The organism is Vibrio sp. EA2, assembly GCF_033042495.1.
Lineage (GTDB): Bacteria > Pseudomonadota > Gammaproteobacteria > Enterobacterales > Vibrionaceae > Vibrio.
Map to the genome: position 1 here is coordinate 93,541 of NZ_JAWLID010000003.1, position 18,355 is coordinate 111,895.

Sequence of the window (18,355 nt, forward strand, 5' to 3'; positions counted from 1 at the left end):
TTATCCTCTTTTGATTGCTCGGACCAAGTGGTGCGCATTGTACCTAGCTATAATCAACTTAGAAACGTTTTGCTTGATTTATGTGTTGTTTCGCAATGTAATTTTAACTATCCGTTATAAAGAATCAGCGGTGAATACTTGAACGAGTTGGTCAGGTATTGGATAATCGTAGCCAATAAGCACAAATTTGACGTCTTGCTTCAGGCTCGACGCATTACACGAGTGAGAGAGGTTTTTCGTGAGCGAAGTAAACGTACCATTATCTTTTTCTGACGCTGCAGCATCTCGCGTTAAGGCGCTGATTGCAGAAGAAGAAAACCCAGCATTGAAATTGCGCGTATACATTACGGGTGGTGGCTGTAGCGGTTTCCAATACGGTTTCACTTTTGATGAGAATGTGAATGACGGTGATACAACCATCGTTAACAGTGGCGTCACACTGGTTGTTGACCCAATGAGTTTGCAATACCTTGTCGGCGGAATTGTGGATTACACCGAGGGCTTAGAGGGAGCGCGCTTCTTCGTTAATAACCCAAATGCAACGACCACTTGTGGTTGTGGCGCATCATTCAGTGTTTAATCTCTGATAACTTATTTCATAAAGGCTGCATTTTTGCAGCCTTTGTTTTATTTACAGATAAATTTCCTGAAACTGCGACCCAGTTAAGAATCCAAGCCTTTACTAATTTCTTTTTATAAAGTTAATTCGTACCATGAATTATTCGACTAAGATTAGTTTGTATAATGAATTAATTCTTCTCACATTGCTCACTGCAAGAGATTGTTATGGCTAGCTTCTCATTTACGCGATTTTTCGCTGAGCGACCTTATATCGTGTCGTTGTTGATTGTTTTGTTGTTATCTGTTTGGTTAGGGCTCGGCTCGATCCAAGCTAACGACGTATCGCCACAGCGTTCATCACAAGATATTCCTCTCGCGAAAGTCTCCTACCAAACATTTACCGCACAAAATACTTATAAAACGATTGAGTTGTATGGCCGAACCGCGCCAGACAGGCAGGCGAACCTAGGAGCTGAAATTGCTGGTAAGATTATTGCGCTCAAGGTTGAAAAAGGTGAGTCGGTTAAGCAAGGACAAGTGATAGCGAAAATTGATAAAGGTGATCTCGATATCCAGCTGGAGCGAGCACGTTCATTGCTTAAAGTTCGTGAAAAAGAGTTCAATGCGGCCCGGTCGTTAAAGAATAAAGGCTTGCAAGGGGAGGTTGCGTTCAGTAATGCAGAAGCTTCTTTAGTAGAGGCCCGAGCGCAAGTAACCAACGCTCAGATTGCGTTGAGAAACACCAATGTAATCGCGCCTTTCAGTGGAATTATTGACCACCTATTTATCGAAACGGGCGATTTTGTCGGTGTTGGCGACCCGGTTGCGACCATTATTGATTTATCTAACTTAGTGATTGAGGCAGATGTCAGCGAACGCCATATTCAGGACTTGTCGTTAAATCAACCAGCGAAAGTGAAGTTTATCTCTGGTGAAACCGCTGAAGGCACGGTGAGTTATATTTCGCGAGTGTCATCAACTGCAACGAATACTTTCCCGATTGAAATCCTCTTGCCAAACCCTCAACAGTCAATTCCTGCGGGGATCAGCACCGAGGTTGATTTGAACCTCAAACAACATTTAGCGATTAAGTTAACCCCAGCGATGCTGGCACTTGATGAAGCTGGTGTTTTAGGCGTTAAAATATTAGAAAATCAAAAGGTTAAATTTATCCCCATTCAATTGGTTAAAGCGGAGCAGGATGGTGTTTGGCTGACAGGGCTAGGGGATAAAGTCGATATTATCACCACTGGTCAAGGGTTTGTGCGTGACGGTGATGAAGTGATTGCCGTGAAACAAGCATTGTAAGTGGGGGCGATATGTTAAGTTTGATTGACGCCGCTTTATCTCGCACACGTACCATGATGGTGTTGCTGGTCTTTGTTCTGGTTTCTGGTGTACTTACCTATTTGACGATTCCGAAAGAATCGAGCCCTGATATCACGATCCCAATTATTTACGTCTCTGTGACCCACCAAGGTATCTCACCTGCCGATGCTGAGCGTCTGCTTGTCCGTCCGATAGAGCAAGAGTTGCGTTCTATCGAGGGTGTTAAAGATATGACCGCAACGGCATCGGAGGGGCACGCATCGGTGGTGCTGGAATTCAGCGTTGGAGTTGACCTAGACCGAGCCATGGCTGAAGTGCGTGACGCGGTTGATTTGGCGAAGCCTAAGTTGCCGACCGATAGTGATGAACCGACTGTCAATGAAGTCACTTTGGCGTCTGAAGAACCGGCTTTATCCGTGGTGCTCTACGGAACCGTACCGGAAAGAACCATCGTCCAGCTTGCGCGCCAATTACGCGACAAGTTGGAGAGCTATCGACAGATCCTGGAAGTGGATATTGCCGGTGATCGCGAAGATATCGTCGAGATCATTGTCGATCCGCTGTTGATGGAAAGTTATGGCCTTGATCAGGCGAATATCTACAATTTGATCGCGCTAAACAACCGTGTGGTGGCGGCGGGCTTTGTTGATACTGGCTACGGGCGATTTTCGGTAAAAGTACCGTCGGTATTTGAATCGCTCAAAGATGTGCTTGAGTTGCCGGTCAAAGTTGATGGCAAGCAAGTGATTACCTTCGGCGATGTGGCGACGGTCAGGCGTGCATTCCGCGATCCAGAAAGTTATGCACGTTTGGACGGAAAGTCAGCGATTGTGCTCGATGTGAAAAAGCGTGCGGGCGAAAATATCATTGAAACGGTAGAGCTGATCAAAGCGGTAATGACAGAAGCGCAAAATCAAGAACAGTGGCCGGACAACCTACTGGTGAAATACACGAGAGACCAGTCGGATGACGTCAAGATGATGCTCAATGACCTGCAGAACAACATCTTATCAGCGATTATTCTGGTCGTGATTGTGATTATTGCGATTCTTGGTGTTCGTACTGCACTATTGGTCGGTATTTCGATTCCGGGGTCATTCTTAACGGGTTTACTGGTACTGGCGATGTTTGGCCTGACGGTGAATATTATCGTGTTGTTCTCGCTGATCATGGCGGTTGGTATGCTGGTTGATGGGGCGATTGTTGTCACTGAGTTTGCTGATCGGCGCATGCAAGAAGGGGTGCCGCGTAAAGAAGCGTATCGGGATGCGGCAAAGCGTATGGCCTGGCCGATCACGGCCTCGACAGCGACGACATTAGCCGCGTTTGCTCCGCTGCTGTTTTGGCCGGATGTCACTGGCGAATTCATGAAGTATCTACCGCTGACGTTAATCGCGACCCTGGCCGCTTCGCTGGCGATGGCACTGTTGTTTGTTCCTGTACTGGGTAGTTTGATCGGTAAACCGCAAAATGTCTCACCGATACAACACAAGAAAATGCTTGCTTTGCATGAAGGCGATTACGATAAATCAACGGGCATCACTAAGCTGTACTACTACACGCTGAATGTTGCGTTACGTCATCCGCTAAAGATCTTGCTAAGTGCCATTTTGCTCTCGGTCGCCGTGGGTTTTACGTACGTTAAAGCAGGATTAGGTGCAGAGTTTTTCCCTGAAGTAGACCCACCATTTTTTACGGTTAAAGTACGCTCCTACGGTGATTTATCTATTGATGAGAAAGACCGGATCATGCGCGACGTCGAATCGGTGATGCTAGGGCATGACGAGTTTGAAAGCGTCTACACCAAAACAGGTGGCGATGATGAGATTGGTTTAATCCAGGTCACACCTGTGGATTGGCAGTATCGTCGTAAGGTGAAAACCATTATTGATGAACTAAAACAAACCACAGACCAATACGCTGGGGTGGAAATTGAGTACAAGTTTCCGGAGGCGGGTCCACCAACTGATCACGACTTGGTTATTGAAATGTCGGGCTCAACGCTCAGTGGCTTAGATGAGGGAGCGAAAATGGTTCGTCATTGGGCGGATGCTTATCCTGCCTTTACCAATATCAGTGATAACTCGAGTAAAGACGGCATTGACTGGCAGATCGATATTCGCCGTGATGATGCCGCTCGCTTTATGGCAGACGCAACACTGGTGGGTAACACGGTACAGTTTGTTACTAACGGCTTAAAGCTGGGAGATTATCTGCCGGATGACTCGAGTGAGGAAGTCGACATATTGGTTCGCTACCCTGAGGATAAGCGTGATATTGGACGATTTGACCAATTGCGAGTTAAAACCGCTGCTGGACTGGTTCCGATCACCAACTTTGCCAGCATTGTTCCTGAACATAAACAGGATACGATCCGTCGTGTCGATGGGCACAGGGTGACCAGTGTGTTTGCGGATATCAGAGAAGGCTACAACCTGGCGCTTGAACTGCCGAAAGTAGAACAGGCACTAAAAGAGTTAGCCTTGCCTGAGGGAGTCGAGTTTAAAATCCGAGGTCAGAACGAAGAGCAGGAAAACTCCTCTGCGTTCTTACTTAACGCATTTATCGTAGCGCTGGTCGGTATGGCGCTGATCTTAATTACTCAGTTCAACAGTTTCTACCAAGCGTTTCTTATTCTGAGTGCAGTATTGTTTTCGACGGTTGGCGTCTTTGCGGGCTTGTTGATCTTCCAGAAACCGTTCGGTGTGATTATGTCTGGGATCGGGGTGATTGCGTTAGCGGGGATTGTGGTAAACAACAATATCGTCTTAATTGATACGTATAATCAGCTGCGCAAGCGCGGTTTGGATAAGCGTGATGCGATTCTAAGAACAGGTGTGCAGCGTCTGCGCCCGGTATTACTGACTACGATCACGACGATTCTTGGCCTGCTGCCAATGGTGCTGGAGATGAACATCGATTTGATCAACCAGAAAATCGAATTCGGTGCGCCAAGTACCCAATGGTGGTCTCAGTTAGCCACTGCTGTTTCGGGTGGACTCGCTTTTGCAACACTACTGACGTTAGTTTTAACGCCCTGCCTACTTATGCTCGGGAAAGACGATCCATCTGAGTAGATAAAATGTCAGAAAAGGGAAAGCGGAGACATAATTCGCCGCCTTCCCTGTTCTAACCGCTTATTTCATGGTTAACAGCTCGCTGTATCGATCAAGCTTTGCCATATTGATTTTTGCATTCGCCAAGAAGGTTTGTCTTGCTTGCCCTGTTAACGATCTTGATTGAGGCAAATTAACCGTACGCGGGTTCTTGTGCACGCCGTTAACCAGGAACTCGTAATGCAGGTGGGGTCCGGTAACACGACCAGTGCTGCCTAAAGTACCGATGGTTTGACCCTGTTTAACACGTTGACCTGTTTTGACGGTACGCTTAGTTAGGTGTAAATACTTTGTAATGTAGGTATTACTGTGTTTGATGAACACATAGTTACCATTAAATTTGTTATATGAAGATTTTTGTACAACGCCATCACCGGCAGCCCAAATAGGCGTGCCCACCGGCGCTGCATAGTCTGTACCTCGGTGTGGACGAACTCGACCAGTCACTGGATGCAGGCGACGTGGGTTAAAGTTTGAGCTTACACGGCGGAAGTCCAATGGGGCGCGCAAGAAGGCTTTCTTCATTGCCCGGCCATTTTCATCGTAATACTTGCCGGATTTCTCATCCAGAATCGCGGTAAAGGTATCTCCCTGGTTTTTGAAAACGGCCGCGATGATTTTACCGCGTCCAATCACTTCCCCTTCAACGACCTCTTCCTGATACAGAACTCTGAAGGTATCGTTCTTACGAATATCTAACGCAAAGTCGATATCCCAACCAAAGATACCGGCTAACTCCATAATCTGGTTCGCGTTCAAGCCCGAAGAAATCGCCGCATTCCAAAAATTAGATTTGATAGTCGCTTCGGCGAAATTGTATTGATAATCGACCTCTTTTTTATCGATTTCCGATACGTATTTGCCATTTTGTAACTTGATACGGAAGGTTTCGAAAGCGCTCAAGGTGCGTCGTAGTTGAACTAAGTTGTTATTTTCATCAAAACCGAATTGCAGTCTGTCGCCAGGTCGAAGACGGGTTAACTGCTTTTCTACTTCTTTATCTGAAGAAACCAGCTCATGCAGAATACGCGCAGATAAGCCGACGCGGCTAAATAGAATAGCGGCACTTTCGCCATTTTTAACTTTATAAGTCTCCCAGCGTAAAATCGAAGAGGTGGAGGATGTCCCGTTTAATGTCGTCAATTCCATAGAAATTGGCACAGGATAATATTGCCCCACTTTTAAGCGGCTTTGTTGTGGGTCGAGTTCTTGCGGATCGGGTAAAAAAAACAGTGCGAAGATGATCAGCGCACTAAAAAAACCGATCAATACTTTGTGCAAGAGTGGAAGTCGGACAAAAATCGAATGCATGACGTACTTGTTTGCTAAATTAAACATAAAAAATGACAACTACCTAGTCTAACGTGTTTCAAAATGCATCGCTATTCAAGTAATATGTCCAGCTATTATATTTTGCCAAATCTGTGGGAGTGAACAAGAATGGCGAGCATTGAAGCTGCACTAGCCGAGATTAAGCGCGGTGTTGAAGAGCTGATTCCAGAAGAAGAGCTGATCGCAAAACTAAAAGAAGGCCGTCCTTTACGTATTAAATTAGGTGCGGATCCAACGGCACCTGACATTCACCTGGGCCATACGGTTATTTTCAATAAGCTTCGCTTGTTCCAAGAGTTAGGCCACGAAGTGACGTTCCTGATTGGTGACTTCACAGCAATGGTTGGTGACCCAACTGGTAAAAACTCAACTCGTCCACCACTTAGCCGTGAAGACGTACTGCGTAATGCTGAAACGTACAAAGAGCAGGTATTTAAAATTCTAGATCCTGCAAAAACTAAGATTCAATTTAACTCAGAGTGGCTATCTGATCTTGGTGCAGAAGGCATGATTCGTCTTGCTGCTAACCAAACGGTTGCTCGTATGTTAGAACGAGATGACTTTAAAAAGCGTTACACCGGTGGACAACCAATCGCTATTCACGAGTTCATGTACCCATTACTGCAAGGTTGGGATTCAGTGGCAATGGAAACCGATGTTGAGCTTGGCGGTACCGACCAGAAGTTCAACCTGCTAATGGGCCGTGAACTTCAAAAATCTAACGGTCAGAAGCCTCAGGTCGTATTAATGATGCCTCTTCTTGTTGGTCTTGATGGCGAGAAGAAGATGTCTAAGTCTGCGAACAACTACATTGGTATCAGCGAAGCACCAAGCGAGATGTTTGGTAAGATTATGTCTATCTCTGATGATCTAATGTGGAGCTACTACGAGCTGCTGTCTTTCCGTCCACTGGAAGAGATTGCCCAGTTTAAGGCTGATGTTGAAGCGGGTAAGAACCCTCGTGACATCAAAGTACTGCTTGCGAAAGAGATCATTGCACGTTTCCACAGTGATGCTGACGCTGATGCAGCAGAGCAAGAGTTTGTAAACCGCTTTGCCAAGAACCAAATCCCTGACGAAATGCCAGAATTTGCATTCGAAGCAGGCCGTCCAGTGAGCAATCTGCTTAAAGAGGCAGGCTTATGCCCATCATCTTCAGATGCGATGCGTATGGTAAAACAGGGCGCAGCTAAGATTGACGGTGAGAAAGTGGCAGACAGCAAGTTTACGCCAGAAGCTGGCACATACGTATTCCAGGTTGGTAAACGTAAATTCGCTCGTATTACGATTCAGTAATTATTAACTGAGCAAAATGAAAGCGCCCAATGGGCGCTTTTTTGTTTAAGGGCTGCTTAACCGTAAGACACTATTTTTTCGGTACCGTCTGACTGAAGTTCACGACATCGTTATAGAATAGTTTCTCAAAACTGGTAATCGGCGCGACTGCAGGTGTGCTGCCATCCTTTTTCTCTGGGAAGTAATCAGAGACAAACTGGACAAAGATGGTATTCGGTTTGCCGTTCTTATCCAGCCCATATCCGGCCATATTGTAAGTCCCATATAACGAACCACTTTTGGCAATCAGTTGTCCTTTAATCGGTGCATTACGCATGCTTTTGCGGTATTGAAGTGTTCCTGATTCCCCTGATTTTGGCATGATAGCGATCAGGTTGAGCTGTTTTTCATTTTTCCAGATATAACGTAATATCTCGGCCATTTTGGTTGCGGAGATTCGGTTGTTTCTCGATAACCCAGACCCATCTTCCAAACGTGCTTGTCGGATGTCGACGCCCGTATTCGCGAAGATAATTTGCTTGATAGCTTCAGTACCATTGGTAAAACTGCCGGGTTGAACAAAAAATTTCGCGCCAAGCGTTTTAGTCAGCGTGTCGGCGATCAGGTTGTCTGAACGTTTTAACATCTGATCGAGCAAAACAGATAATGGCTGAGACTGGTGCAGAGCGAAAAGTTTGCGCTGTTTCTTCGGCGCCGGCCCCACCTTTATTTTGCCTGTTAGCTTAATGTTTAGTTGAGCAAGCAAAGCGGTGATATTTTTGCTGGTATACATTTCAGGATCTTGGACAGCAAACTTTAGAGGTAATGGCTTATCTCTTGCGACCAGGCAGCCATTTAACTCATAGCGATTGTCAGGGTTGGGTAGAAGGTCCAAATCACAGTGGCGACTTTTCTGAACGGCTCGTGTTACCGTCTCTACGGAAGTTTTCACATAAATAGGTTGATGTTCGGGCACAAATACCCTTGTCCCACCATCTTTCTGTGTGTAGATGGATGCTTGTACACAGTTTTTGTTCAGTGTGATGGCGGATGCCGGGGCGCTGTAGCAAACACCAAGAATATCCCATGGCCATCCTACCGCGCGGTTATAGCCAGTGAAAATGCTGTTATCGAGCCACAAATCGCCGTCAATACGTTTTAAGCCATTCTTTTTTGCAAGGGTTAGAAGATCTTTGAGATCTTTGGTTTGTAACGTTGGATCGCCAACAAAAGTAATGACGGCATCTGAGCTAGATGCTTCAAGTCTGGTTCGAAATCTAAAACTATCCCCGAGTTCTAGCTTGGCGGCTAAAGCGGTGACAATCTTGAGCGTGCTGGCTGGTGGAAATAGCTGCTCGGTAGGGTGAATACCAGCAAGCTCTGCATTATCAGTGAGTTTTTGCGCAACCAGGCTGATGCGTGCGCCATCTGGTAGCACTTCCTGATGAGGATATGCTTGCGTGGCTAACGGACATAGCAGGGACAGTAAAAATAGGGACCAACGTAAACGCATAGAGGCACTCTCTGACGTGAGTTATGTAGTTGAGTATACCCAAGTTCCTCCAAGATGCTAGGTGAAGGAAGAATGGTTTTCTCGTCATTTATTAATCAGCCAATAATAAGGAAGTTACGAGCGGGGTTTGTTAACTGGGAATAAAAAATGCCCGCAAAATGCGGGCATTGAATGAAACTTTCGCTATTCGCTATTCGCTATTCGCTATTCGCTATAAAGCTTAATTAGAAGTCGTAACGTAGACCTAGAGCTAGCTCGTCTTCTGCATCGATCTTAGTTGCTGTTGTGTTCAGACCAGTAGTAGAACCAAACTTGTCGCCAGAGTCGATTAGGTTAAAGTTGTATGAAACGTAACCACGGAAGTTAGGCTTGAAGTAGTAAGACGCGTCAATAGCAATGTTGTCTTTAGACGTTTCGTCGTTTGTTTCTGCATTGTTGTACGTTGTTGTGAATACAGTTTGACCGACAGTGTAAGCACCTGCTAGTTCGTAACCTGTGTAGTCAACAGTATCAGAAAAGTCATCAGTCATCTTCTCACCGTCAGTGAATACACCAGCGAAGTATAGATCGCCCATAGTGTAAGATGCCGCTAGCATGTACTCGTTAGCTTCGTCTTGTTCTGCGTAACCCGCTGCTAAGTCAACGCCAGTGTTTGCTAGAGCGTAGATTGCAGATAGAGAGTAACCGTCTTGATCGTTGTCTGAGAAATCACCGTTAGCGTTTTCCACACGGTCAGCGAAGCGGTAGCTTGCTTTAACACTTAGGTTTTCGAATTGGCCTTTGTAAGCCATCATGTTGTCTGCACGGTCAGCGACTGAAAGTTTGTCAGCTGCTGAGTTACCGTGGTAACCCATGATATCCGTGAAGTCAGTGATAACGCCTAGCGCACCTTCGTTTTTACCGTAAGAGAACTCACCCCAAGCGCCGCCTAGACCAGCGTAAGCAAGACGTGTATCTAGAGAGTCTTCACCACTGATGTCATTGCCTTGGTCGTCAAAGTCAGCGGTAGTGAATTCACCTTCCCAGAAACCAACGCCGTATAGGTTGTCACTGACTTGTTGTTTGCCAAGGAAGTTTAGACGGATGCGAGAGTTGTCTTGAGCATCGCCATCTTTCATAGATAGACGTGCTTCAGCGCGGCCACCCATTTCGAGAGAAGTGCCATCTTGGTTGTAAAGTTCAGCTGCGTTTACGCCAGTTGCCATTGCTGCTGCAGATACAGAAAGAGCAATTAGAGTCTTTTTCATCTTATTTGTCCTAGTTAGCTGTCCATAATTCATTGTTGTATGGGGGAGAGGCTTGCTCTCACAAGCTATTGGTCTCGGAAAGAAATGCCATGCACACGAGTAGAGCGTGTCGGTAAGTCTTTGATCGAACAACTTGCTGGACACGTTTTACCGTTAAAGTTTCCTTGTGAGTTAGTAAAATGATATAAATTTCGATAGTGAACGCTGTTCGATTGTGTGGTTTTGTTTTCTATGTGTCTGATAAATATTGTTTTATTGTTTTTTGTTTTGAATTTGGGATTGATTATATTTTATGTTTTTTGAGGTTTTTTCTTTTAAAAAACCGTGTTGTTTTTCAATAAATTACAATAATGATGAAACTAAATAGTGACGCACATCATTATGCTCGAGTACTCAGCGATACTTGAGTTCGAATTAGGGTGATTTCACATCTGAGTTTGTTTACACTAGATAAAACACATCTTCAAACACACTACCCTGTCAACTGACAGGGTAGGGTTTTTTTGTCCAAAACATAGTTGGGCATGAGGTAATATAATGGAAAAAGTGCCAATGACACTACGTGGCGAACAAATGCTACGTACAGAATTAGATCGTCTACTTAAGCTACGTCCTCAAATTTCTGAGGCGATTGCAGAAGCTCGCGAGCTAGGTGACTTAAAAGAGAATGCGGAATACCATGCCGCGCGTGAAGAGCAGGGTATTTGTGAAGCGCAGATCCGCGATATCGAATACAAGCTGTCTATTGCTCAGGTTATCGATGTGACTAAAATGGAAAACACCGGAAAAGTGATTTTTGGCACAACAGTGACTTTGATTGATATCGATACTGACGAAGAAAAAACCTACCAAATTGTTGGCGATGATGAAGCTGACATCAAAGCGGGCCGTATTTCTGTTAGCTCTCCAATTGCTCGTGGCCTGATTGGTAAAATGGAAGGTGACGAGGTCGTTATCGAAACTCCGGGCGGCGCAAAAGACTTCGAGATTGATCGAGTAGAATATATTTAGTCAGAGAGTATTATTCTGTCTGTAAAACATAAAAAGGTCGCCATTGGCGACCTTTTCTTCAGCAACGCAAGTAGTGATTACTTACGAGGGATTTCGATTTTACGCTCTTCAGATTGGCGATACAGTACAAGTACTTTACCGATAGTCTGAACTTTTTCTGCGCCCGTCTCACGTACGATAGCGTCGATGATTAGCTGTTTTGTCTCACGATCTTCTGAAGCAACTTTTACTTTGATCAGTTCGTGATGGTTTAGAGCGATTTCAATTTCTGCTAGCACGGCTTCTGTAAGTCCATTTGCGCCCATTAGCACAACAGGTTTTAAACTGTGAGCCAGGCCTTTTAGGTGCTGCTTTTGTTTGGTGCTTAGGTTCATTACGCGGCCAATTTTCTTTAAAATAAGGGTTGAAAAAAGCTATTTTAACGCCATCTATTGCTGAAGACTATAATTTATTGAGTAATAGGTTACGCCTATTAAAACAATAGCTCCTATTTGTGCCTTGTTAGGATTAAAATGAGTAAACAAAAACATTCGGCGAGTTCTGGTCGTTGGTTGAAAGAACACTTTGATGATAAATACGCGAATGAAGCTCGTAAAAAAGGTTATCGTTCACGTGCTTACTTCAAAATTGATGAAATCCAAGCCAAAGATAAGCTGTTAAAACCAGGTATGACCGTGGTCGATTTGGGTGCAGCTCCAGGCGGTTGGTCGCAGTATGCTGCTAAAATAGTAGGAGATAGTGGTCAAATTATTGCGTGTGATTTGTTACCAATGGATCCGATTGCTGGTGTAAGCTTTTTACAAGGTGACTTTCGTGACGATGCGGTTTTAGACGCTTTGTTAGAAAGAATCCAGCCATCGATGGTGGACGTAGTCATGTCTGATATGGCACCTAACATTGCTGGTAATAACTCTGTCGATCAACCTAGAGCGATGTATTTAGTTGAATTGGCCTTAGATATGTGTCGACAAGTTCTAGCGCCTAATGGTAGCTTTGTTGTTAAAGTTTTCCAGGGTGAAGGCTTCGATCAGTACGTGAAAGAAGTCCGAGACATGTTTAAAGTCGTAAAAGTCAGAAAACCAGATTCTTCGCGAGCTCGCTCTCGAGAGGTCTTTGTAGTAGCCACTGGTTACAAAGGTTAACCATTTTGCTCTATTAAGAGCGTGTTAACACTATGGCTACAGTCAATGAACTGTAGTACCCTACCTTTAATTACAATTAGTTATCGAGAGGCTTACACCTTGAGTGACATGGCAAAAAATTTAATTCTGTGGCTTGTTATCGCTGTCGTATTGATGTCGGTATTCCAGAGCTTTGGCCCTGGAGAAAGTAATGGCAGAACCGTGGATTACACCACGTTTGTACAGGAAGTTGGCCAAGGCCAGATTCAAGAAGCAACTTTTAAAGGCGAAGAAATTAGCTTTATTCGTCGTGGCGGCGGTGCCAAGATGGTCACATACATGCCAGTGTATGACCAAAAGCTTCTGGATGACCTAATTAACCAAAACGTGAAAGTGCAAGGTACACCACCTGAAGAGCAAAGCTTGCTCGGCACTATCTTTATTTCTTGGTTCCCAATGATCTTACTGATTGGTGTATGGATTTTCTTCATGCGTCAAATGCAAGGCGGCGGCGGTAAAGGCGCGATGTCTTTCGGTAAGAGTAAAGCTCGAATGATGAGCGAAGAGCAGATCAAGACTACGTTTGCAGATGTTGCTGGCTGTGATGAAGCCAAAGAAGACGTAAAAGAGTTGGTTGACTACCTGCGCGATCCAAGCCGTTTCCAGAAGTTGGGCGGTAAGATTCCAACGGGTGTGCTAATGGTCGGTCCTCCAGGTACTGGTAAAACACTGCTTGCTAAAGCGATTGCTGGTGAAGCAAAAGTACCGTTCTTTACGATTTCGGGTTCTGACTTCGTTGAAATGTTTGTTGGTGTCGGTGCATCTCGTGTGCGTGACATGTTCGAACAAGCGAAAAAAGCCTCACCTTGTATCATCTTTATCGATGAGATCGATGCGGTTGGTCGTCAGCGTGGTGCTGGTGTAGGTGGTGGTCACGATGAGCGTGAACAAACATTGAACCAAATGCTGGTTGAAATGGATGGTTTCGAAGGTAACGAAGGTATTATCGTTATTGCTGCGACTAACCGTCCAGACGTTCTTGACCCTGCATTGCTACGTCCTGGTCGTTTTGACCGTCAGGTCGTTGTTGGTCTACCAGACGTGCGTGGCCGTGAGCAAATTCTTAAAGTCCACATGCGTAAAGTACCTCTAGCGGGTGACGTAGAGCCTTCTCTAATTGCACGTGGTACTCCAGGCTTCTCAGGTGCGGACTTAGCAAACCTAGTAAACGAAGCAGCGCTATTTGCGGCTCGTGGTAATAAACGCAACGTATCAATGGTTGAGTTTGAACTGGCTAAAGACAAAATCATGATGGGTGCTGAGCGCCGTTCAATGGTGATGTCAGAAGAGACGAAAGCGTCCACTGCCTACCACGAAGCGGGTCACGCCATTGTCGGTCGTTTAGTTCCTGAACATGATCCTGTGTACAAGGTATCGATTATTCCTCGTGGTCGTGCACTCGGTGTGACGATGTACCTGCCAGAACAAGACCGCGTAAGCATGTCTCGTCAGCACTTAGAATCCATGATTTCTAGTCTGTACGGTGGTCGTCTTGCTGAAGAGCTGATTTACGGTGCCGAGAAAGTCTCAACAGGTGCTTCTAACGATATCGAACGTGCAACAGATATTGCGCGTAAGATGGTAACGCAATGGGGTTTCTCTGAAAAACTTGGTCCTTTGTTATATGCAGAAGATGAAGGTGAAGTGTTCCTAGGTCGCAGTGTAACTCAGACAAAACATATGTCTGATGATACCGCTAAGCTGATTGATGACGAAGTTCGTCAAATCATCGACCGCAACTACGACCGTGCTAAGAAGATTTTGCAAGACAACATGGATATCATGCATGCGATGAAAGATGCGCTAATGAAGTATGAAACCATTGATGCTCACCAAATCGATGACCTGATGGAGCGTAAGTCTGAAATTCGTGAACCGGCTGGTTGGAGTGATAACCTGACTAACAAGCCTGAGGTTGATGATAAACCGCAAGCTGCGCCTGCAGCGAAAGAGGAAGAAAAAAAGGCTGATGCTGATAAAGATGCAGAACAGTCCACTTCCCAAGAAGCGGCTTCAACTGACGCACCAGAAAAGAAAGATTCTGAATAACTATTGTTGATATTGATAAACCCCGAGTTCGCTCGGGGTTTTTGTATTTATTATGATTATTAAAGCAAAAAACAAATCTCTGGACCTTTCTCGTCCACATGTAATGGCCATCCTCAACGTCACACCTGATTCCTTTTCTGATGGAGGCAAGTTCAATTCACTAGATTTAGCCCTTGCCCAAGTTGAGAGAATGATAAAAGCAGGGGTGAGCATTATTGATGTTGGCGGTGAATCAACACGTCCTGGTGCTCCTGAAGTGACTCTGGAAGAGGAACTTGAAAGAGTGATCCCGGTCGTCAAAGCGATAAGAGAACACTACCCAGACGTCTGGATCTCAGTGGATACCAGTAAAGCTGAAGTCATTCGTCAGTCCGTGGAAGCAGGGGCAGACCTGATTAATGATATTCGTTCACTGACCGAGCCGGGCGCATTGGAAGTTGCAGCACAAGCGAATATACCGGTGTGCATCATGCATATGAAAGGTCAACCAAAGACCATGCAACAGAACCCGCAATATGATGATCTCATGCAGGAAGTGGAGCAGTTTCTAGCCGAGCGAATGGCAGTATGCGAAGCGGCAGGTATTGCTCGTGAAAATATCATTCTTGATCCTGGTTTTGGCTTTGGCAAAACCATTGAACACAATTATCATATGCTGGCTCATCTCGAGAAGTTTCATGAATTTGGCTTGCCGATTTTGGCCGGCCTGTCTCGTAAGTCGATGATTTTTAAACTGTTGGATAAGCCTGCCGCAGAATGTACAAACGCCAGTGTCGTTTGTGCCACCATTGCAGCGATGAAAGGTGCACAGATCATTCGGGTACACGACTTTGAAGAAACGCTAGAAGCGATGAAAGTTGTTGAGATGACGAAAAACAATATTTAAAAATAACAAAGGAAAGTTTATGTCTGATAAAAGACGTTACTTTGGTACAGATGGTGTGCGTGGCAAAGTTGGCCAATATCCAATCACACCTGATTTTGTACTTAAGCTAGGTTGGGCAGCTGGTCGCGTATTAGCGAAACAAGGCACAAAAAAAGTAATTATCGGTAAAGATACTCGTATATCTGGCTATATGCTGGAATCTGCACTAGAAGCAGGTTTGGCTGCCGCTGGGCTTAAAGCAACGTTTACTGGACCAATGCCAACACCAGCAGTGGCTTATTTAACACAAACATTCAGAGCAGAAGCCGGGATTGTTATCTCGGCATCTCACAACCCATACTACGACAACGGCATCAAGTTTTTCTCTTCTGAAGGCACCAAGTTACCTGATGATATTGAACTTGCGATCGAAGCTGAACTGGATAAAGAAATTGAATGTGTGGAGTCTGCTGAGTTAGGTAAAGCAACCCGTCTAAACGACGCAGCAGGCCGATACATTGAGTTCTGTAAAAGTACTTTTCCTTCTGCGCTGACGCTATCAAGCCTTAAGATTGTGGTTGACTGTGCACATGGTGCGACTTACCACATTGCTCCTAATGTCTTTAAAGAGCTGGGTGCCGAAGTTATTGCGATGGGTGTTGAGCCTAATGGTACAAACATCAACGATGAAGTTGGCGCGACGGACGTACGTGCTTTACAAAAGCGTGTAGTAGAAGAGCAAGCGCACTTAGGGCTAGCGTTTGATGGTGATGGTGATCGCCTAATCATGGTTGACCACTTGGGTAATAAAGTTGATGGTGACCAAATTGCTTACATCATCGCTCGAGATGCGCTACGCCGTGGTGAGCTGAAAGGTGGTGTTGTTGGTACGCTGATGACTAACTTAGGCATGGAAAATGGTCTGAAGCAGTTAGGTATTCCATTTGTACGTGCTGCGGTAGGTGATCGCTACGTTATGGAGCAATTGCTTGCTAAAGGCTGGAAGATCGGTGCTGAAAACTCAGGCCATATTATCTTGCTTGATAAAGTCACCACCGGTGATGCGATCGTTGCTGCTTTACAGGTACTTGCTTCTATTATTGGTAGCGATATGTCGCTATACGATCTTTCTCAAGGAATGAAGCTTTACCCACAAGTTCTTGAAAATGTTCGCTTCTCTGGTGATGTGAATCCACTGGAAGCAAAAGCAGTATTGGACTCTGTTGCTGAAGTTGAAGCTGAGTTAGGCGAGAAAGGTCGAGTGCTACTACGTAAGTCAGGTACTGAGCCACTGATTCGTGTCATGGTCGAAGGCGAAGACGCAGAACTTGTCCAGACCTCAGCGCTTAAAATTGCTGATGCTGTAAAAGCAAGTTTTTAATCATTGCGTTAAACGACAACATGAAAGAAAAGGGCGGTTTTTGCCCTTTTTTTGAGCGTTCGACTCACGGACGTGGTTTTTTTACTAATTTCCCCTTGTCAGCGTTAATGGCTTTCGCTAGTATTGCACCGCCTCCCGTTAGGAGGTCGCTAGCCTTGTTCATTTAATAAGATTGATTATTTTTGAGCGGCGCTGGCTCAACAATTTGGAACATAGGTGGAAAAAATGTTTACAGTTCTACTTGTGATTTACCTGTTGGCAGCGCTTGGTGTGATTGGCCTTGTGTTGATTCAACAAGGTAAAGGCGCAGATATGGGAGCCTCGTTCGGTGCTGGTGCTTCAAACACAGTGTTTGGTGCTAGCGGCTCAGGTAATTTCTTAACCCGAACAACTGCTATTTTAGCAACCGTATTTTTTGTCATTAGCTTGCTACTTGGTCGTATGTCTACACACAAGACTGAGTCTCAATGGGAAAACCCTATCCAAGGTCAAACCGTTGTAGAACAAGTTGAGGACGCAGCGAGTGAAGTTCCAGCCCCTACGGGTGATGAAATTCCTCAATAAGCTGTAAGGTTTTGATGCCGAGATGGTGAAATTGGTAGACACGCTAGCATGAGGTGCTAGTGCCTTTGGTGTGAGGGTTCGAGTCCCTCTCTCGGCACCATGTATTTACAAACTTGTAAATCACTTGTTTGCGAGTATAATGCTCAGCAAGTCGGACGCGGGGTGGAGCAGCTTGGTAGCTCGTCGGGCTCATAACCCGAAGGTCGTCGGTTCAAATCCGGCCCCCGCAACCAACCTCTTTCTTTGAATAAGAAATCGAGAGTTGGCAAGTTTGCGTAGTACTAACCACACTACGAGTTAAGAATGAGGTTTTTATCTATTCTTAACGTATCAGGGTCCAGCAGCATAAAACCCCGACTATCGGGGTTTTTTGTTATCTGAGTTTTTTAAATATCTCAGGTTGCTGCTTGGTTTTTTGATTGGGCTCTGAGCCCTTTTTTTGTTTCTGGAGTGGTTTAAATGACTGGTTTAGAAAGACAACTTACTGAAATGCTTGAAGCTCCTGTTGAGGCGTCGGGCTATGAGTTGGTTGGATTAGAATTCATTCGAGCAGGCGCACACTCAACGCTACGCATCTATATTGACCATGAAAATGGCATTAACGTGGACGACTGTGCAGAAGTTAGCCACCAAGTAAGTGCGGTACTAGACGTTGAAGACCCAATTTCGGTTGCTTACAGCCTAGAAGTGTCTTCTCCAGGTTTAGAAAGACCGCTTTTCAAAGCAGCACATTACGAGCAATTTATTGGTCACGAGGTCAGCATCGTTTTGAAGATGGCTGTAGCAAACCGACGTAAGTGGAAAGGCATTATCCACGGTGTTGATGGCGAAACAGTGACAGTTACTGTCGAAGGCCAGCAAGAAGAGTTTGCTTTAAGTAATATTTCAAAAGCTAACCTGATCCCTAAATTTTAGTTCCCTAAAAAAGTTT

At 45.2% G+C, this 18,355-nt stretch carries 15 protein-coding genes and 2 tRNA genes; 13 read left to right on the plus strand and 4 right to left on the minus strand.

What is annotated here, in order from left to right; all coding sequences use genetic code 11:
• Positions 1-238: 238 nt before the first annotated feature.
• The 3 genes from erpA (at position 239) to RXX31_RS08415 (ending at position 4,967) form a co-directional block, all read left to right on the plus strand.
• Positions 239-580, plus strand: a complete 342-nt coding sequence (gene erpA / locus RXX31_RS08405; RefSeq protein ID WP_317588700.1) for an iron-sulfur cluster insertion protein ErpA — start codon at positions 239-241, stop codon at positions 578-580.
• 206 nt (positions 581-786) lie between these two features.
• A complete protein-coding gene (locus RXX31_RS08410) occupies positions 787-1,869 on the plus strand; it encodes an efflux RND transporter periplasmic adaptor subunit (RefSeq protein WP_317588702.1) in 1,083 nt (360 codons plus the stop codon).
• Positions 1,870-1,880: 11 nt separating this feature from the next.
• Positions 1,881-4,967: an efflux RND transporter permease subunit gene (locus RXX31_RS08415; protein WP_317588703.1), complete on the plus strand. Its 3,087-nt coding sequence runs from the start codon at positions 1,881-1,883 to the stop codon at positions 4,965-4,967.
• A gap of 60 nt (positions 4,968-5,027) precedes the next feature.
• On the opposite strand, the gene RXX31_RS08420 is transcribed toward RXX31_RS08415, so the two are convergent.
• Positions 5,028-6,317 (minus strand): peptidoglycan DD-metalloendopeptidase family protein, encoded by a 1,290-nt coding sequence (locus RXX31_RS08420; protein ID WP_317589331.1) that lies wholly within the window; start codon positions 6,315-6,317, stop codon positions 5,028-5,030.
• A gap of 129 nt (positions 6,318-6,446) precedes the next feature.
• On the opposite strand from RXX31_RS08420, the gene tyrS reads away from it, so the two are divergent.
• Positions 6,447-7,634: a tyrosine--tRNA ligase gene (gene tyrS, locus RXX31_RS08425; protein WP_317588704.1), complete on the plus strand. Its 1,188-nt coding sequence runs from the start codon at positions 6,447-6,449 to the stop codon at positions 7,632-7,634.
• Between the two features lie 70 nt (positions 7,635-7,704).
• Here the strand turns inward: tyrS and dacB are convergent, their stop codons facing one another.
• The gene (gene dacB, locus RXX31_RS08430; protein ID WP_317588705.1) at positions 7,705-9,126 is read right to left on the minus strand and encodes a serine-type D-Ala-D-Ala carboxypeptidase; all 1,422 of its coding nucleotides are present in this window, start codon (positions 9,124-9,126) and stop codon (positions 7,705-7,707) included.
• A 224-nt stretch (positions 9,127-9,350) separates the two neighbouring features.
• Positions 9,351-10,373 carry a porin gene (locus RXX31_RS08435; RefSeq protein WP_317588707.1) on the minus strand — a complete coding sequence of 341 codons (1,023 nt, stop codon included), beginning with the start codon at positions 10,371-10,373 and terminating at the stop codon, positions 9,351-9,353.
• 537 nt (positions 10,374-10,910) lie between these two features.
• On the opposite strand from RXX31_RS08435, the gene greA reads away from it, so the two are divergent.
• Positions 10,911-11,384 (plus strand): transcription elongation factor GreA, encoded by a 474-nt coding sequence (greA, locus tag RXX31_RS08440; RefSeq protein WP_317588708.1) that lies wholly within the window; start codon positions 10,911-10,913, stop codon positions 11,382-11,384.
• Between the two features lie 77 nt (positions 11,385-11,461).
• Here greA and yhbY read toward each other — a convergent pair whose 3' ends face one another.
• Positions 11,462-11,758 carry a ribosome assembly RNA-binding protein YhbY gene (yhbY, locus tag RXX31_RS08445; RefSeq protein ID WP_005380066.1) on the minus strand — a complete coding sequence of 99 codons (297 nt, stop codon included), beginning with the start codon at positions 11,756-11,758 and terminating at the stop codon, positions 11,462-11,464.
• A gap of 138 nt (positions 11,759-11,896) precedes the next feature.
• On the opposite strand from yhbY, the gene rlmE reads away from it, so the two are divergent.
• The 8 genes from rlmE (at position 11,897) to rimP (ending at position 18,339) form a co-directional block, all read left to right on the plus strand.
• On the plus strand, positions 11,897-12,526 hold the full coding sequence (rlmE, locus tag RXX31_RS08450; protein ID WP_176291836.1) for a 23S rRNA (uridine(2552)-2'-O)-methyltransferase RlmE: 630 nt from the start codon (positions 11,897-11,899) through the stop codon (positions 12,524-12,526).
• A 108-nt stretch (positions 12,527-12,634) separates the two neighbouring features.
• Positions 12,635-14,614 (plus strand): ATP-dependent zinc metalloprotease FtsH, encoded by a 1,980-nt coding sequence (ftsH, locus tag RXX31_RS08455; protein WP_317588712.1) that lies wholly within the window; start codon positions 12,635-12,637, stop codon positions 14,612-14,614.
• Between the two features lie 52 nt (positions 14,615-14,666).
• On the plus strand, positions 14,667-15,500 hold the full coding sequence (folP, locus tag RXX31_RS08460; RefSeq protein WP_317588713.1) for a dihydropteroate synthase: 834 nt from the start codon (positions 14,667-14,669) through the stop codon (positions 15,498-15,500).
• Between the two features lie 19 nt (positions 15,501-15,519).
• Positions 15,520-16,860, plus strand: a complete 1,341-nt coding sequence (gene glmM / locus RXX31_RS08465) for a phosphoglucosamine mutase (RefSeq protein WP_317588715.1) — start codon at positions 15,520-15,522, stop codon at positions 16,858-16,860.
• Positions 16,861-17,085: 225 nt separating this feature from the next.
• Positions 17,086-17,424, plus strand: a complete 339-nt coding sequence (secG, locus tag RXX31_RS08470; RefSeq protein ID WP_317588716.1) for a preprotein translocase subunit SecG — start codon at positions 17,086-17,088, stop codon at positions 17,422-17,424.
• Between the two features lie 16 nt (positions 17,425-17,440).
• Positions 17,441-17,524 (plus strand) — tRNA-Leu (locus RXX31_RS08475).
• Between the two features lie 56 nt (positions 17,525-17,580).
• Positions 17,581-17,657: transfer RNA gene (locus tag RXX31_RS08480), tRNA-Met, on the plus strand.
• Between the two features lie 226 nt (positions 17,658-17,883).
• Positions 17,884-18,339 carry a ribosome maturation factor RimP gene (gene rimP / locus RXX31_RS08485; protein WP_005456065.1) on the plus strand — a complete coding sequence of 152 codons (456 nt, stop codon included), beginning with the start codon at positions 17,884-17,886 and terminating at the stop codon, positions 18,337-18,339.
• Positions 18,340-18,355 lie beyond the last annotated feature (16 nt).

What these genes read in the sequence shown, in the direction of transcription:
- RXX31_RS08410 (WP_317588702.1), top strand. Translation starts at nt 787, where the DNA reads ATGGCTAGCTTCTCATTTACGCGATTTTTCGCTGAGCGACCTTATATC.
- RXX31_RS08415 (WP_317588703.1), top strand. Translation starts at nt 1,881, where the DNA reads ATGTTAAGTTTGATTGACGCCGCTTTATCTCGCACACGTACCATGATG.
- RXX31_RS08420 (WP_317589331.1), bottom strand. Translation starts at nt 6,317, where the DNA reads ATGCATTCGATTTTTGTCCGACTTCCACTCTTGCACAAAGTATTGATC.
- tyrS (WP_317588704.1), top strand. Translation starts at nt 6,447, where the DNA reads ATGGCGAGCATTGAAGCTGCACTAGCCGAGATTAAGCGCGGTGTTGAA.
- dacB (WP_317588705.1), bottom strand. Translation starts at nt 9,126, where the DNA reads ATGCGTTTACGTTGGTCCCTATTTTTACTGTCCCTGCTATGTCCGTTA.
- RXX31_RS08435 (WP_317588707.1), bottom strand. Translation starts at nt 10,373, where the DNA reads ATGAAAAAGACTCTAATTGCTCTTTCTGTATCTGCAGCAGCAATGGCA.
- greA (WP_317588708.1), top strand. Translation starts at nt 10,911, where the DNA reads ATGGAAAAAGTGCCAATGACACTACGTGGCGAACAAATGCTACGTACA.
- yhbY (WP_005380066.1), bottom strand. Translation starts at nt 11,758, where the DNA reads ATGAACCTAAGCACCAAACAAAAGCAGCACCTAAAAGGCCTGGCTCAC.
- rlmE (WP_176291836.1), top strand. Translation starts at nt 11,897, where the DNA reads ATGAGTAAACAAAAACATTCGGCGAGTTCTGGTCGTTGGTTGAAAGAA.
- ftsH (WP_317588712.1), top strand. Translation starts at nt 12,635, where the DNA reads ATGGCAAAAAATTTAATTCTGTGGCTTGTTATCGCTGTCGTATTGATG.
- folP (WP_317588713.1), top strand. Translation starts at nt 14,667, where the DNA reads ATGATTATTAAAGCAAAAAACAAATCTCTGGACCTTTCTCGTCCACAT.
- glmM (WP_317588715.1), top strand. Translation starts at nt 15,520, where the DNA reads ATGTCTGATAAAAGACGTTACTTTGGTACAGATGGTGTGCGTGGCAAA.
- secG (WP_317588716.1), top strand. Translation starts at nt 17,086, where the DNA reads ATGTTTACAGTTCTACTTGTGATTTACCTGTTGGCAGCGCTTGGTGTG.
- rimP (WP_005456065.1), top strand. Translation starts at nt 17,884, where the DNA reads ATGACTGGTTTAGAAAGACAACTTACTGAAATGCTTGAAGCTCCTGTT.